Here is a 15,603-nt window from a genome sequence, read left to right as displayed (position 1 = left end):
GACGCCCGTGTCCAGGGCCGCTGTGAGGGGAGCTAGGTCCCCGGCGGGTCCGGGTCCATGACCACCTCGAAATCTTCCTCGAAGCCCACCCGGGTGGGGGAGGGGAGGTAGCGGGAGAGGTCGAGTCGGGCGCCTTCGAGTTCGCGGTCGAAGGCGTCCATGTCTCGTCGCGAGGCCTCCGCGGCGGTGTCGGAGGTCGAGTAGACGATCGGACCGAGACGCTGATCCTGCAGCTTCAGCCGGCGCCGCATGAACTCCGCCTCGACGAAGCTCGCGCGTATCGCGGGGAAACGATAGGTGAACCCTTCCTCCGCCGCCTCCACTTCGGCACCGAACTCGGCCGCCAGACGCTGCAGCTCCGCCAGGATCATCTTCGGCGGCACCTGCTGGCCCTTGAGCGCGCCCGTCACGTGGCGGATCGCGTCGGCAGCCGCGACCCACCGGACGGTTCCCACGCTGAGGGAGTAGACCAGGCCCACGAGCAGGCGCCGCACGTTGCGCCGCATGCGCGCGCGGTTCTCCCCTCTCAGCGCCAGCGAGCGGACGATGGGAATCGCAAAGAAGAGGCCGCTGAACGTGAAGGGTATCACGCCGAGTCCGTAGAACATGACCGGATCGAACGAAGAGGGCAGCCCGAACACGCTCGCCATCGCCAGGTTGAAGCCGTTCATGGCGCCGATGCCGACGTTGGCCCCCGGACTGTTGCCCGTGAGTTTCTTCGGGTACTCCAGCCGCATCCATGCCGGCTTGGGCTCGCGCGCCCGGATCTTCCCGTGGGCGCTTCTCATCAGTTCCGGGAAGGCGTACACCACCTCCCCCGCGTCCGACACCCGTGGGTCGCCTCCGTAGGCGCCGGTGAGGCGTCCCATCTCTTCGACGGCGTCGTCGATCGACAGGCCGGTGTGCTCGATCAACTCCGACGCCGTCAGGATGCCCTTCCGCGCCCGGATCAACTGGACGACCGTACGATCCTTCTGGAGCTGCGTCGGCCTGGGCTCCTCGGGGCCGAAGATGAAGGCGAAGACCTTCTTGTAGAAGGGTGGCCGGGCATCCTTCGGGAGCCGCCTGGCGTGGCGGTCGCCGTAGTAGAGGCCCCTCCGGTCCCACCCGCGCCCCCCGAGAAGCCAGTGGAGGATGAAGAAGTCCCCCAAACCGAAGCCCCGGCGCCCGCCGGAGCCGCGGCCGTCGCGGTTGGCGGTCAGCAGCGCGATCAGGAGCACGACGAAGACGACGAAGTAGACGACCAGCATGACCGCCGTCCAGATCTTGAAGCCGACCTTGAAGGCCGACCAGGCGACGCGGCGGAAGCGCGCCCGGAACGGTTCCGCGTCCCGCTCGATGAGATGGGGATCGAACCGATAGAGGAGGTCGCCCGAATCGGAGACCCCGAGGTGGCCGCGGTGCGTCTCCAGGAGGGACCTCAGGGCGACCTCGGCCTCGTGCTCCGGAAGTCCGGTGGCGGAGACGACATCGCCCAGGGTGGCGCGTCCCTCGAGCCCACGGAGGGCGGAGACGACCGCACTCTCGGGGCGGTGGGGGGCAGCTGTGACTGAATCAGGCACGCGTGATGGCCCTTTCTCCAGGAGGAGGCTGCTGTCTACGATAGCCAATAGGCGGGAGTTCCGCGGGTATTTCGGGGCTCCCGTCGCCGCCCGCCGGGTCTTGAGCGGCGAGCGACCCGCAGCCTAGGATCAAAGTCTGCGATCCCCCCTGCCCAGGAGCCGTCCCATGAAGCGCCGAGATTTCCTGGCCACCTCCGCCGCTGCCGCCGCCGGATCCAGCCTCATCGGTTGTCGGCCTCCCGATACCGCGGGCGCCGCAACCGCCGCGAGCGGACAATGGGGCCCCGCCGGTGACTCGAACGTCCCGGGCCTGCTCGGACCCGCGCACCGGGCCGTGTGGGGAGCACGCGGCGTGACGGCCGCCGCCGACTACTACGCCTCGCTCGCCGGCACCACGATCATGATGCAGGGCGGGAACGCGGTGGACGCGATCGTGGCCGCCTCCGCCATGCTGAACGTCTCCGAACCCTACATGTCCGGGATCGGAGGTTTCGGCGGCTTCATGCTCATCTACCTGGCCGAGGAGAACCGCGTGGTCGGCCTCGACGCGCTCGGCAAGTCGCCGGCCGCCTCGTCGCCCGAGACGATGACGCTCGACGATTTCGAGGCGGGCTACAAGGCGCCCATCGTGCCTGGCGCCTTCAAGGGATGGGCTGCCGTCCTGGAGCGCTACGGGACGATGAGTCTGGGCGACGTCTTCGAGCCCGCCATCCGGCTCGCCGAGGACGGTTTCGTCGTGTCGCGCTTCGACGAGATCCACACGGGCGGCGCCGCGGCCGAGAAGCTGGGCCGGTTCCCCTCGACGACCCGCGTGATGTTCCCGAACGGCCGTCCGCCGCGCATGGGCGAGATCATCAGGCAGCCGGATCTCGCCGCCAGCATGCGACGCCTCGCCCGGGAAGGGGCGGACGACTTCTACAAGGGAGAGATCGGGGAGCGCGTCGTCTCCTTCCTCGCCGAGAACGGCGGTCACATGACGATGGGCGATCTGGAGTCGTACGACGTCACTTGGAAGGAGCCGATCACGACGAACTTCCAGGGGCATGACCTGTACGCGATGCCGCCGGGGTCGTGCGGGATGTCGATGTTCCAGGCGCTCAACATCATGGACGGCTTCGATCTCGCGAACATGGACCTGTACGGTTCCGAGTTCGCGCACCTGTGGCTCGAGGCATACCGCCTCGCCCTCATTGACGACGACCGGTACAACACGGGGAAGGAGGACGTGGAGATCCCCGTCGACATGATCATCTCGAAGGAATACGCGGACGAGCAGCGGGCGAAGATCGACCCCGCGCGCATCGCCTCCTTCTCGGGCGCCCCGCTCCCGTTCTTCGGGACGACGAGCCTCTCCTCCGCGGACCGCTGGGGGAACGCGGTCGCCTTCACGCAGTCGCTCGTGAGCGGCTACGGGAGCGGCGTGATCGCGGGCGACACGGGCATCTTCCTCAACAACGGCCACACCTTCGGCTTCGTGCTCGAGGAAGGGCACGTGAATCACCTCGAGGGCGGCCAGAAGGCGAAGGGCGTCATGACGCCGTGCGTGGTGATGAAGGATGGGAACCTCGTCGCGGCTGTCGGAGCCGCCGGCGGATACACTATCCCGCAGACCGTCGGCCAGGTGATCACGAAGCTCACCGTCGGCGGGATGGACATGCAGCTCGCGATCGCGTCGCCGCGCATGTGCCTGAACCGGGGTGGCGGGCGTACGCCGATCCCCGAGGACTCGGTCACGTACCTCGAGGCGGGTTTTCCGCCCGAGGTGTACGACGAACTCGAGGATCGCGGCCACTACCTGGCCGAGCCCGGGAACCCCGGCGGTGTGCAGGGTGTGTACCGCGACGCCGAGACCGGCGCCCTGGCCGGCGGATCCGACCCGCGCCGGGACGGTCACGCCATCGCCTGGTGACGGTCACGCTTCAGGCGCGGCACGGAGAGCCCGGCTCGCACCCCGGCCACCGGTGAACGCCCCGGCCGGGGTCTTGAGCGGGGGACAACTCTTGGTCTAGGATCAGGGTCCGCGAACCCCTCTGCCCAGGAGTCGAGTCATGAAGCGCCGAGACTTCCTCGCCACCTCCGCCGCGGCCGCCGCCGGATCCGGTCTGATCGCCTGCCGCGCCCCCGAGACGGCCGCCGCCCCCCCGGACGGGATCGGACAATGGGGCCCCGCCGGCGACTCGAACGTCCCCGGCCTGCTCGGCCCCGCGCACGGGACCGTGTGGGGCCGCCGCGGCGTGACGGCCGCCGCCGACTACTACGCGTCGCTCGCCGGCACGACGATCATGATGCAGGGCGGCAACGCGATCGACGCCATCGTCGCCGCCTCCGCCACGCTCAACGTCTCCGAGCCCTACATGTCCGGGCTCGGCGGCTTCGGCGGCTTCATGCTCATCTACCTGGCGGAGGAGAACCGGGTCGTCGGACTCGACGCGCTCGGCCGGGCGCCCGCGGCCTCCTCGGCGAACACGATCACGCCGGATGATGTCGAGATGGGCTACCGCGCGCCGATCGTCCCCGGCGCCTTCAAGGGCTGGGCCGCCGTGCTCGAGCGCTACGGGACGATGAGCCTCGGTGACGTGTTCGAGCCCGCGATCCAGCTCGCCGAGGACGGCTTCGTTATCTCGAAGTTCGACGAACTCCACACCACCGGGAGCGCGGACAAGCTCGGGAGATTCCCGTCCAGCACCCGCATCATGTTCCCCACCGGCCGTCCGCCGCGGATGGGCGAGATCATCCGGCAGCCCGAACTGGCGGCGAGCATGCGCCGACTTGCGCGCGAAGGCGCAGACGATTTCTACATGGGGGAGATCGGAGATCGCATCGTCGCTTTTCTCGCCGAGAACGGCGGCCACATGACGAAGGCCGACCTCGAGGGCTACGAGGTCGCGTGGAGGGAGCCCATCACGACGACCTTCCAGGGGCACGACCTGTACGCCATGCCGCCGGGGTCGTGCGGGATGTCGATGTTCCAGGCGCTCAACATCATGGACGGCTTCGACCTCGCGAACATGGATCTCTACAGCTCCGAGTTCGCCCACCTGTGGCTCGAGGCGAACCGGCTCGCCCTCATCGACGACGAGCGGTACAACACCGGGAACGAGGACGCGGAGATCCCGGTCGACATGCTCATCTCGAAGGAATACGCGGACGAGCAGCGGGCGACGATCGATCCCGCGCGCATCGCCTCCTTCGCGGGCGCCCCGCTCCCGTTCTTCGGGACGACGAGCCTCTCCTCCGCCGACCGCTGGGGGAACGCCGTCGCCTTCACCCAGTCTCTCGTCGCCCTCTACGGCAGCGGCGTGATCGCGGGCGACACGGGGATCTTCCTCAACAACGGCCACATGTTCGGCTTCTCCCTGGAAGAAGGGCACGTCAACTACATCGCGGGTGGCCAGAAGGCGAAGGGCGTGATGACGCCGTGCGTCGTCATGAAGGACGGGAATCTCGTCGCGGCGGTCGGCGCCGCCGGCGGCTACACAATCCCGCAGACGGTGGGGCAGGTGATCACGAAGCTGACGGCCGGCGGGATGGACATGCAGCTGGCGATCGCATCGCCCCGCATGTGCCTCAACCGGGGTGGCGGGCTGACGCCGATTCCCGAGGACTCCGTCACCTACCTGGAGGCGGGCTTCCCGCCGGAGGTGTACGGGGAACTGGCGGACCGCGGTCACAATCTCGTCGAGCCCGGCAACCTCGGCGGTGTACAGGGCGTGTACCGGGATGCGGAGACGGGTGCGCTCGCCGGCGGGTCGGATCCGCGCCGCGACGGCCACGCGATCGCCTGGTGAACCGGCGGCGCCAGCGCGGCGTCGGCGCGGCCGCGCGGCGTCTCGCGGGATTGGCGGCGGTCGCCGCGGCGGCCTGCGGGGACGCCGCCACGGCCGACAGGTCCGCGGCAGGCGATGACGCGCGGGCCGCCGTCCCCGTGAGTGCGGTCACGCGCAACCAGGCGCTTCACATCCCCATGCGCGACGGCGTCCGCATCGCCGTCGACGTGTGGCTGCCGGATGGCATCCAGTCCGGGGACCAGCTCCCGGCCATGATGCGGGCGACCCGTTACTGGCGCGCCCGGGGCGAAGTCGGCATTCCCCTCGAGGAGACGTCGAACTTCGCCGAGGCGGAGCGCTGGAACCGGGCCGGGTACGCGCTCGTTCTCGTGGACGGGCGGGGAAGTGGGGCCTCGTTCGGGATCCGCCGCTTCGAGCTCGCCGAGGATGAGGTGACGGACTACGGGGAGGTTGCGGACTGGATCGCGGATCAACCCTGGTCGAACGGGCGCGTGGGCGCTTACGGGGTCTCCTACGCCGGGAACACGGCCGAGATGCTCGCGGTCAACCGCAGATCCGCTGTGAAGGCGGTCGCGCCCCTCTTCAACGACTTCGACAACTTCGGCCACCTCATCTTCCCTGGAGGCGTGCTCACGGTCGGCTTTCTCGAGGACTGGTCGAACCGGACGCGCATGCAGGACCTGAACGACATCTGCGGGCTTTCCAATGCGATGGGGGCCGCCTGCGACGAGGTGCAGAGCCGGATCACCGGCGTGAAACCGGTCGACGCCGACGGCGACGGATCGCTGCTCGCCGCCGCGGTGGCGGAGCACCAGGCCAATACGGTGCCGTTCGAGGCGGCGCTCGAGTACGAGTTCCGCGACGACCCGTTCGGCCCGTACGGCGAGACGAATGTCGGGCACCGCCGCAGCCCCTCCGGCCACCTCCCGCAGATCGAGGAGTCCGGCGTGGCCATGTTCATCCGCGTCGGCTGGCAGGACGCGGCGACCGTGAACGGCACGCTGGGCCGCTACAACACGATCACGAACCCGCAGCAGGTGTTTATCGGCCCATGGGACCACGGGGCGCGCAACGACACGGACCCCTTCAAGGCGGACGACACGCCCGTACAACCCGACGCCGACGCCCGGTTCGAGGAACTCGTCGCGTTCTTCGACGCCCACCTCAAGGAGGATGGATCGGGGGCGACGCCGACGGAGATCCATTACTACACGCTGGGCGCCGACCGCTGGACGCGTACCGAGACGTGGCCGCCGGCGGGCTTCGACGACGTGACGTGGTACTTCGGCGAGGGGGGCACGCTGTCGACGGAAGCTCCCGCCCCGGAGGCAGGGGAGGACTCCCATATCGTCGATTTCACCGCCACGACGGGGACCCGGAACCGCTGGTACACGAACGGCGGGGGCGGCGATGTCGTGTACGGCGACCGCCGGGCGGAGGATGAGAAGCTGCTGATCTACACGAGCGCTCCGCTAGTGGTCGATACCGAAGTCACCGGCCACCCCGTCGTCACGCTGCACTTGGCGTCCACCGAGACGGACGGCGCCTTCATCGTCTACCTGGAGGACGTCGCTCCGGACGGCACCGTGCGATACATCACCGAGGGACAGCTCCGCGGCGTCATGCGCGCGGTCACGGACGCCCCGCCGCTGTACCGAAAGTACGGGCCGCACCGGAGCGAGACGCGCGCCGACGCCCTCCCGCTCGTGCCGGGGGAGGTCGCCGAACTGAGCTTCGACCTGTGGGCGACGTCGGTGCTGTTCCGGGCCGGCCACCGCATCCGGGTCGCCCTCGCCGGCGCGGACGCGGACACCTTCCTCCGCTATCCCCGCGACGGGAGCGTCCCGGAGTGGACGGTACAGCGCAACGCGGTCCACGCGTCCCGCATTGTCCTGCCAACGAAAGGCGGCTGATCCTACGGAATCAGTTCCAGCGTCGTGCTCGTCGTCATCGACGCCGGCATCCCGCCCATCGTCAAGTTCAGGTTAATCACGCTGTCGTGGCCCCGGAGGCGGCTGCTGCCCGTGTCGAAGATGGCGGTTCCGGTGACGGTGCCGGAGCCCTCAATCGACATCCCGCCGGTGTTGGCCGACATCGTGACGGTCCCTTCGAGCGATATCTCCGCAAGATCCCCGTCGACACCCACGAGCGTGTAGGCGATGTCCGTTTCCATCGTCATCGTGGCGCCCATGCCGGCCGGGATATCGGCGGACGTCTGTCCCGACCAGGAGTCGCCCGGACTCACTTCGCCTTCGGGTAGCTCGAAGAAGCTGGTCGCCAGCGTCGCGGAGACGGCGGCTTCCGCGTCCGGCGTGAGCGTCCCGGCGTCGGTCAACCCGGTGGGGCGCGCGCGCGGGTCCATTGCGAACGTGAAGCTCATGCCCGACAGATCGGGTCCGCCCGCTCCGGGCATGGCCTCCGTCATGGTGGTGGAGTCGACGACCGTGCGGATCTCAACGACGTCACCGGCCGCGCTGACCACCGTCTCGGTCTGGTAGCGCTTTGACGTCGACATGGTCGTCCCCGCCATCGACGTCTCGGAGCCGATGAGATACCGCGAAACCTGTCCTTCGGCCGGCATCACGCGGAGCGTGGTCGTCTGCCCGTCGAGAGGGGTCGCATACGCCACCGCGAGGGCCGCCACGGCCGCAGTCCGCATCAAGGCGCTGATTCTCCTTTGGTTCACTTGGTCCTCCATTGAGGTTCGGGGGTTCGGGACTTCCGGTGGCCGGGTCCGCGTCAGCGGTCCGGCATCAGTTCGAGGGTGGTTGTCGTATTCACGGTCATCGATGTCCCGGCCACGCCCATTTCCATGTTCTGACGGCTCGTCTGGCTGACATACCGGCCCTCGACCAGGTCGACGACCAGCGTTCCGGACAGGGTCCCGGAGCCGCTCATCGCCATGCCCTGCATGTCCATGTCCATGTCCATCGGCCCCTCGAACGAGAGGGTGGCGAGGCCATCGGCGAGACTCACGAACGTGTAGGTGAATTCCATGTCCAGCGACATCGTTCCGCCGGTCCCCATCGGCATCTCGATCGGCGTCTCGACCATCCAGGAATCCCCCGGGCTGACCTCCGCTTCGGGCAGCACGGAATGGCCGGCTCCCTGCAACATGCTCTCGACGCTCACCCCGGCACCTTCCGGGACTCCTTCGCTCTCCACGACCTGCAGGACGCCGCCGCGCGGGTCCATGTCCACGGTGAAGGACACGCCGGAGAGATCGGGCAGCATGTCGTCCATCCCCGGCATCGGCAGCCCCATCGTGGTGCTGGCCGAATCGACCGCCCCGCGGACCCGAACAACGTCGTCGTCCGCGCTCAGGACCGTCTGAACCTGTTGCCAGGCCATGGTGACGAGCGGGCCGCCGGTCGAGGGCATCATCGGACTCTCCACGCTCGTTTCCATGGAGTAGGCGTAGCGCGATACCTGTCCCTCGGGCGGCGCCATCCGCAGCAGGAGCGGCGCCTCGAGCGGGATGGTCCGGATGGCGGGGGACGGGCCGCACGAGGTGAGGACGGCGGCGAGGGTGAGCGTCGTGGCGGCGGCGAAGCTGCGCCATCGTGAATGCATGTGGTCCTCCTGACAGTGTTGAGACAGGGGTTCGGGCGTTCGCGCGGTCCAACGCGCGATTCCCGCCCCGGCTCGGATGTTCGTTCACGGCTGCCAGGGTGCCCGCAACATGCGCGATCGGATCGGGGCCTGCCACCGGTGCCGGGACGATATATCTCCCGCTACCCCCGAGTTGAGAGGGCATTCATGGCCGCGGGGATACATGATGGCATGGCTCCGAAGATTCTCGAACTCCCGGCGAGCGAACGTCCGCGCGAGCGGCTCCGCCGCTTCAGCCCCGACGCGCTCTCGACGACGGAACTGCTCGCCGTCGTGCTCGGAGCGGGCGCGACGGGGCGTTCGGCCGTCGACGTCGCCGGCCGTCTGCTGGCCGACTTCGGCGGCTCGCTGCGCGAGATGGGGCGGGCGGAGCCGGCAGAACTCGAGCGGACCGGGGGCGTCGGCCCGGCGCGCTCGGCCGCCGTATCCGCGGCGCTCGCGCTCGGGCGGCGACAGGCGGCCGAACCCGCCCGGGCCAGCGCGCGCATTCGCAGCCCGGCCGACGTGTTCGGACGCCTCGGCCCCCTGCTGCGGGACCGCCGACAGGAGGAATTCTGGGTCATCTACCTGGATACCCAGAGCCAGGTGCTGCTCGAACGGCGCCTCACGGTAGGGCTCCTGAACAGCTCGCTCGTGCACCCCCGGGAAGTGTTCGCACCGGCGATCGCCACGGCCGCGGCCTCCGTCATCCTCGCCCACAACCATCCGAGCGGCGAACCCGAGCCGTCTCCCGAGGACATCGCGGTGACCTGCCAACTCGTCGAGAGCGGCCGACTCCTCGGCATCCCCGTCCGCGACCACATCATCCTCGGCGACCGGGCCTACGTGAGCCTTCGCGAACGCGGCGTCTGCTGAGCGTCTGCTGAGACATCACGCCGCGTTCCCGGCCCGGCCCGCGCCGAACGCGCGCGCTACCGCTACCTTTACAGGTTGCCCGCGCCGTTGGATGGCGGCTGCGGGTGCAGTGTGGCGCCACACCAGGGCGGTCACGTCTCGGGGACGGAGCGCGAAGCGTGGAGAGCAGCCTCAAGCGGGAAGTCGGCCGGGCCGCGCCGGGAGCGGGCCCGCGCTCGCTGCTGCCCGGGGACTTCATGAAGGCGATCGAGGGCTACGAGGCCCGCCTCGACCTCGACCTGCTCGCCCTCGCGTTCCAATACAGCCTGGAGAAACACGAGGGCCAGAAGCGCCGCTCGGGCGAGGACTACATCCGCCACTGCGTTGAGGTCGCCAAGATCCTCATCGAGATCCGGCTCGACACCGTGAGCATCGCCGCGTCGCTCCTCCACGATGTGGTGGAGGACACGGACACGACCGTGGACGAGATCCGGACGGAGTTCGGCGAGGAAATCGCCCTCATCGTGGACGGCCTCACGAAGATCTCGCTGTTCGCGTTCGGCTCCATGGCGGAGCGTCAGGTCGAGACCTACCGCAAGCTCCTCCTCTCCATGGCCCGCGACGCGCGCGTGATCATGGTCAAGCTCGCCGACCGTCTCCACAACATGCGGACGCTGGAGCACATGCCGGCGGGCGCGCGGCAGCGGATCGCGCTCGAAACCCGCGAGATCTACGCGCCGCTCGCCCACCGTCTCGGCGTCGCACGCCTGAAATGGGAACTCGAGGATCTCGCCTTCAAGTTTCTCGAGCCCGAGGGGTACCGGAAGCTCGTGAAGGAGGTCAACGCCACGCGGGACGAACGCGAGGAACTGATCCGACGGATGGAGGAGCCGCTCCGGGCCGAACTGGACGCCGCCGGAATCGTCTGCGAAGTCACGGGGCGCCCCAAGCACCTCTGGTCGATCTACGGCAAGATGGTCAAGCGCGACAAGCCGTACGAAGAGGTCTACGACACGCTGGCGGTGCGGCTCATCGTGGATTCCGTGCGCGACTGCTACCACGCGCTCGGCATCGTGCACAACAAGTGGACCCCGCTCACGGAGCGCTTCCACGACTTCATCGCCACGCCGAAGTCGAACATGTACCAGAGTCTGCACACGACGATCTTCGGCCCCGGTGGCGCGCTGTACGAAATCCAGATCCGCACGCACGAGATGCACCGCACCGCGGAGTACGGGATCGCCGCGCACTGGCGCTACAAGGAGGGCCGGTCCGGAGACGAGGTTGACGACGAACTCGCGTGGTTCCGGCAGGTCCTCGAGTGGCAGCAGGAGACGCGCGAGCCGGAGGAGTTCATGGAGTTCCTCCGCATCGACCTGTTCCAGGATGAGATCTTCGTCTTCACCCCGGCGGGCGACGTCAAGCAGTTGCCGAAGGGGGCCACGCCCATCGATTTCGCCTTCGCCGTTCACACCGAGGTCGGGCTTCGCTGCAAGGGCGCGAAGGTGAACGAACGGATCGCCCCGCTCAGCCGTCCGCTTCGGAACGGGGACACCGTGCACATCCTCACCTCCGATTCGCAGACGCCGAGCCGGGATTGGCTGGGCTTCGTAAGGAGCAGCAAGGCCCGCCACGAGATCCGGCAATGGATCCGCGATGAGGAGCAGGAGTCCGCCGTCCAACTGGGGAAGGACATCATTCAGCGGGAGTGGAGACGCCGCCGTCGCGGGAAGGTGGACGAGGCGGCCCTCAGATCTGCATGCGAGACCCTAGGGTACGATGGGCCCGAGGCGCTCCATGCGGCCACCGGCCGCGGGGATGTGGGACTCACGCGCGTGATGCGCGCCATCCTCCCGGAGGTCATCCCCGAAGTGCCCCAGAAGACTCCGAGTCCGCTTCACAAGCTCGTGGACAAGGTCTGGGGCGGAGGAGGGCAGGGGATTCGGATCCAGGGGATGGAGAACCTGATGGTCCGGTACTCCCAGTGTTGCCAGCCGGTCCCCGGCGACAGGGTCATCGGCTATATCACCCGCGGCCGCGGCGTTTCCATCCACAGGCAGGATTGTCCGAACGTCCTCAATCTGTCCAACGCTCCCGAGCGGCGGGTGGAAATCGAGTGGCAGGCGCACGGCGAGCGCCGGTTCCTCGTCCGCATCGTCATGGAGGGGACGGATCGACACGGCCTGTTCGCGGACATCGCGCGCGCGGTCAGCGACACGGGCACGAACATTCAGTCGGCCGACATCAAGGGGGTCGAGGGAGGGATGCGCGGGCAGTTCGTCGTGGAAGTCGAGAACCTGACGCACCTGCAGAAAGTCATGCGCCAGGTTCAGGGCGTGAAGGGCGTGATCTCCGTCGAACGGAAGGAATCCTTCGGGGAGAGCGGCCTCACCATCGAGTGACGCGCCGATTCGAGACGATTCGAGACGATTCGAGACGATTCGAGACCATGCCCCGCTTCGATCTCCAGCTTCCATTCGAGCCGATGGGCGACCAGCCCACCGCGATCCGCGAGTTGGCCGAGGGCGTCCGCCGCGGCGACAAGTGGCAGACGCTGCTCGGCGTGACCGGCAGCGGCAAGACGGTGACGCTGGCGGCGATGATTGCGGAAGTGAATCGCCCGACGCTGGTGATGAGCCACAACAAGACGCTCGCCGCGCAGTTGTACGGGGAGCTGCGGCAGTTCTTTCCCCGGAATGCCGTCGAGTACTTCATTTCCTACTACGACTATTACCAGCCCGAGGCCTATGTCCCCGCGACGGACACTTTCATCGAGAAAGATGCGTCGATCAATGAGGACATAGACCGGCTGCGGCTCCGCGCCACCTCCGCCCTCATGGAACGGCGGGATGTGATCGTCGTCGCCTCCGTGTCCGCGATCTACGGACTCGGCGATCCCGTCGGCTACCGGGAACTCATGCTCACGCTGCGCGAGGGGCAGGAGATCTCCCGCCGCGAGATCCTCTCCGGGCTCGTCCAGATCCAGTATTCGCGGAACGATCTCGATTTCGTGCGAGGCACGTTCAGGGTGCGGGGCGATGTGATCGAGATCCTGCCCGCATACGAGGAACAGGGAGTCAGGGTCGAGATGTGGGGCGACGCGATCGAACGCATCTCGAAGATCGATCCGATGACGGGCGCGACGATCACCCGCCTGCCCGAGACGTCGATCTTTCCTGCCACGCACTACGCGACGCTCGGCCACCGGCTGGAGGAGGCCCGGCACGCGATCTACGTGGAACTGGAGGAGCGGCTGATGCACCTCCGGCAGGATGGCCGGCTCCTCGAAGCGCAGCGCCTGGAGCAGCGCACGCGATTCGATCTCGAGATGCTGACCGAGGTGGGGTTCTGTCCCGGGATCGAGAACTACAGCCGACACCTGGACGGCCGGGCGCCCGGCAGCCGTCCCTACTGTCTCCTCGACTATTTCCCGGATGACTATGTCGTGGTCGTAGACGAATCCCACGTGTCGATCCCGCAGATCGGCGGCATGTACGAGGGGGACCGCAGTCGAAAGACGACGCTGGTCGAGTTCGGTTTCCGGCTCCCGTCCGCGCTGGACAACCGGCCGCTGTCGTTCCGGGAATGGGAAGATCTCGTGCCGCGCGCCATCTTCGTGAGCGCGACGCCGGGCGAGTACGAGTTGCGGAAGAGCGAGGGCGTGGTCGTCGAACAGTTGATTCGACCGACCGGATTGCTGGATCCGGAAGTGGAGGTACGGCCGGTGCGCGGGCAGGTAGACGACCTGCTCGGCGAGATTCGCGGGCGGACGGAACGGCGCGAGCGCGTGCTCGTGACGACCCTCACGAAGCGGATGGCCGAAGACCTGTCCGAGTTCCTCGCGGTGCGGGGGGTGCGGGTGCGGTACATGCACTCGGACATCGCGGCGATCGACCGCGTGAAGATCCTCCGCGACCTGCGGCTGGGGACGTTCGATGTCCTCGTCGGGATCAACCTGCTGCGCGAGGGCCTCGATCTGCCGGAGGTCTCCCTGGTCGCGATCCTCGACGCGGACAAGGAGGGCTTCCTACGTTCCGACCGCTCGCTCGTGCAGACGATCGGGCGTGCGGCCCGGAACCTCGCGGGGAAGGCGATTCTGTACGCGGACAAGGTGACGGATTCGATGCGGCGCGCGATGGAGGAGACGGCGCGGCGGCGCGAAGTGCAGGCGGACTACAACCGGGAGCACGGGATCGAGCCGCGCTCGATCGTGAAGTCGGTGCGGGAGATCCGATTCTCGACCGCGGTGGCCGATGCGCGGGAGGCGCAGCCCGCCGTGCACGAACGGGAAGGCTCGTACGGCGACCTGTCGCCGGAGGCCCTGGCCGAGGCGATCGAGAAGGACATGCGTGCCGCGGCGGCCGCGCTCGACTTCGAGACGGCGGCCCGGCTGCGGGACGAGCTGTTCGAGATCCGCGCCCGGATCGGCGACGGGAAGGGGACGCGGCCGCCGGGGTTGCCGATCTCGGCGGGGGATCCGGCATGAGGAGCGCTGTGCTGGACGAGGCGGGACTCGTGCGCTGGGGGCGGGAGGTCGGGGCGGTTGCGGATCGCGAGGAGGTCTTCGTCGCCCTCACCGGACCGCTCGGCGCCGGGAAGACGCGGTTCACGCAGGCGGCGTGTGCCGGAGCGGGCGTGGACGAAGCGGTGACGAGCCCGACCTACACGCTCGTCCACTGGTATGCCGGCGTCCGGGGTCCGGTCGGGCACGCGGATCTGTACCGTCTTCGCGATCCATCCGAACTCCTCGCCCTCGGGTGGGAGGAAATCGAGGCCCACGCGGGGGCGGTCTTCGTCGAGTGGGCGGAGCGGGCCGGGGAGGAGCTTCCGAGGGACCGCTGGGAGGTTCGATTCGAGTTCAGCGGCGCCGCCGACAACGCCGCGGAAGCCGCCGGGCGAACCGGGGGATCGCTGCGGCGGGTGACGGCGCGCGCGCTGGGCCGCGTCCCGCCGGTTCCCGATCCGGGCCTGTACGCCGAAGGGGCGGAGTCGTCCGCGTGCTGAGTCTGGCGCTGGAGACGAGTACGGGACTCGGCGGCGTCGCGCTGGGCCGCGCCGACAACCTGATTTCCGAGTGCGCGCTGGCCGTCCGCGCGACGCACTCGGAGACCGTGCTCGACGAGGTGGATCGCATGCTCGCTCGCGCGCGGATCGGCGCCGAAGACATCGGACGCGTGGTCGTCGGGGCCGGGCCCGGCTCCTTCACGGGCGTGCGGATCGCGGCTTCGCTGGCGAAGGGCTGGTGTCACGCGAGGGGGGTGCCGCTCTTCGCGTACTCGAGCCTCCGCGCCGTCGCCGCCTCCGCGGGACGTGACCGCGTGTGCGCGCTGTTCGACGCCCGCCGGGGAGAGGTGTACGGCGCCGCCTTCGCCGACGGCCCCCTGGGGGCCCCGGTGCGCGGACCGGCCGCGTGCGACATCGGCCGCTGGCTCGGGGGGCTGGAAGACTGCGCGTCATGGTCCTTTGCCGGGGAAGGTGCGATCCGGCACCGCGCGATGATCGAGGCTCGCGGCGCGACGGTGCTCCCGCCGTTTCTCGGCGTACCGCGGGCGGGCGCGCTCCTGTGGCTGGCGGAGAGGCTTCCGGCCGGCCGCGTCGCGGATATCGACGCGTGGGAGCCACGGTACGTGCGGAGTTCCGGAGCCGAACGCCAGGTCGGGCGCCGTGGCGGAGCCGGCCGGCAGCCCGTGGCAAAACCCCGCGTAAGCGCCGAGAGCGGTGGAGCGCCCGCCTGACCAGGAGCGACGAGGGAGCATAGCAGAGCTATTCCGCGCGAGTTTCGTAAGTTGCATATTTTGCAATCGTTT

At 68.7% G+C, this 15,603-nt stretch carries 11 protein-coding genes; 8 read left to right on the top strand and 3 right to left on the bottom strand.

Features of this window, described 5'->3' with window-relative positions:
- Positions 1-32 precede the first annotated feature (32 nt).
- Positions 33-1,562: a hypothetical protein gene (locus RN743_RS09580; RefSeq protein ID WP_310779459.1), complete on the bottom strand. Its 1,530-nt coding sequence runs from the start codon at positions 1,560-1,562 to the stop codon at positions 33-35.
- A 166-nt stretch (positions 1,563-1,728) separates the two neighbouring features.
- On the opposite strand from RN743_RS09580, the gene ggt (RN743_RS09575) reads away from it, so the two are divergent.
- From ggt (RN743_RS09575) to RN743_RS09565, 3 genes are all read left to right on the top strand, one after another.
- Positions 1,729-3,471, top strand: coding sequence for a gamma-glutamyltransferase (gene ggt / locus RN743_RS09575; protein ID WP_310779457.1), 1,743 nt, complete (start codon positions 1,729-1,731; stop codon positions 3,469-3,471).
- Positions 3,472-3,610: 139 nt separating this feature from the next.
- A complete protein-coding gene (gene ggt / locus RN743_RS09570; protein ID WP_310779455.1) occupies positions 3,611-5,350 on the top strand; it encodes a gamma-glutamyltransferase in 1,740 nt (579 codons plus the stop codon).
- Complete coding sequence (locus tag RN743_RS09565) at positions 5,347-7,263, top strand: CocE/NonD family hydrolase (RefSeq protein ID WP_310779453.1); 1,917 nt, start codon at positions 5,347-5,349, stop codon at positions 7,261-7,263. Before ggt (RN743_RS09570) ends, RN743_RS09565 begins: the two co-directional genes overlap by 4 nt.
- Before the next feature lie 2 nt (positions 7,264-7,265).
- Here RN743_RS09565 and RN743_RS09560 read toward each other — a convergent pair whose 3' ends face one another.
- Positions 7,266-8,009 (bottom strand): DUF6263 family protein, encoded by a 744-nt coding sequence (locus RN743_RS09560; RefSeq protein WP_310779564.1) that lies wholly within the window; start codon positions 8,007-8,009, stop codon positions 7,266-7,268.
- Positions 8,010-8,089: 80 nt separating this feature from the next.
- A complete protein-coding gene (locus tag RN743_RS09555) occupies positions 8,090-8,923 on the bottom strand; it encodes a DUF6263 family protein (protein WP_310779452.1) in 834 nt (277 codons plus the stop codon).
- A 210-nt stretch (positions 8,924-9,133) separates the two neighbouring features.
- Between RN743_RS09555 and radC the strand changes: the two genes are divergently transcribed.
- The 5 genes from radC to tsaB all read left to right on the top strand — a co-directional run bounded on the left by radC (position 9,134) and on the right by tsaB (position 15,531).
- Positions 9,134-9,817, top strand: a complete 684-nt coding sequence (radC, locus tag RN743_RS09550) for a DNA repair protein RadC (protein ID WP_310779450.1) — start codon at positions 9,134-9,136, stop codon at positions 9,815-9,817.
- Between the two features lie 158 nt (positions 9,818-9,975).
- Positions 9,976-12,198, top strand: coding sequence for a bifunctional (p)ppGpp synthetase/guanosine-3',5'-bis(diphosphate) 3'-pyrophosphohydrolase (locus RN743_RS09545; RefSeq protein ID WP_310779448.1), 2,223 nt, complete (start codon positions 9,976-9,978; stop codon positions 12,196-12,198).
- Between the two features lie 47 nt (positions 12,199-12,245).
- Positions 12,246-14,282 carry an excinuclease ABC subunit UvrB gene (uvrB, locus tag RN743_RS09540; RefSeq protein ID WP_343219017.1) on the top strand — a complete coding sequence of 679 codons (2,037 nt, stop codon included), beginning with the start codon at positions 12,246-12,248 and terminating at the stop codon, positions 14,280-14,282.
- A complete protein-coding gene (gene tsaE, locus RN743_RS09535) occupies positions 14,279-14,800 on the top strand; it encodes a tRNA (adenosine(37)-N6)-threonylcarbamoyltransferase complex ATPase subunit type 1 TsaE (protein WP_310779444.1) in 522 nt (173 codons plus the stop codon). The genes uvrB and tsaE overlap by 4 nt, the downstream gene beginning before the upstream one ends.
- On the top strand, positions 14,794-15,531 hold the full coding sequence (gene tsaB, locus RN743_RS09530; RefSeq protein WP_310779443.1) for a tRNA (adenosine(37)-N6)-threonylcarbamoyltransferase complex dimerization subunit type 1 TsaB: 738 nt from the start codon (positions 14,794-14,796) through the stop codon (positions 15,529-15,531). Before tsaE ends, tsaB begins: the two co-directional genes overlap by 7 nt.
- Positions 15,532-15,603 lie beyond the last annotated feature (72 nt).

The organism is Candidatus Palauibacter scopulicola (genome assembly GCF_947581915.1).
GTDB classification, from domain to species: Bacteria; Gemmatimonadota; Gemmatimonadetes; order Palauibacterales; family Palauibacteraceae; genus Palauibacter; species Palauibacter scopulicola.
Note: the sequence above shows the minus strand (reverse complement) of the source record. Positions and strands in the feature narration are given on the sequence as shown.

Excerpts from the sequence above, each read along its gene's own strand:
- uvrB (WP_343219017.1), top strand. The coding sequence starts at position 12,246 with ATGCCCCGCTTCGATCTCCAGCTTCCATTCGAGCCGATGGGCGACCAG.
- ggt (WP_310779455.1), top strand. The coding sequence starts at position 3,611 with ATGAAGCGCCGAGACTTCCTCGCCACCTCCGCCGCGGCCGCCGCCGGA.
- RN743_RS09560 (WP_310779564.1), bottom strand. The coding sequence starts at position 8,009 with ATGCGGACTGCGGCCGTGGCGGCCCTCGCGGTGGCGTATGCGACCCCT.
- radC (WP_310779450.1), top strand. The coding sequence starts at position 9,134 with ATGGCTCCGAAGATTCTCGAACTCCCGGCGAGCGAACGTCCGCGCGAG.
- ggt (WP_310779457.1), top strand. The coding sequence starts at position 1,729 with ATGAAGCGCCGAGATTTCCTGGCCACCTCCGCCGCTGCCGCCGCCGGA.
- tsaE (WP_310779444.1), top strand. The coding sequence starts at position 14,279 with ATGAGGAGCGCTGTGCTGGACGAGGCGGGACTCGTGCGCTGGGGGCGG.
- RN743_RS09555 (WP_310779452.1), bottom strand. The coding sequence starts at position 8,923 with ATGCATTCACGATGGCGCAGCTTCGCCGCCGCCACGACGCTCACCCTC.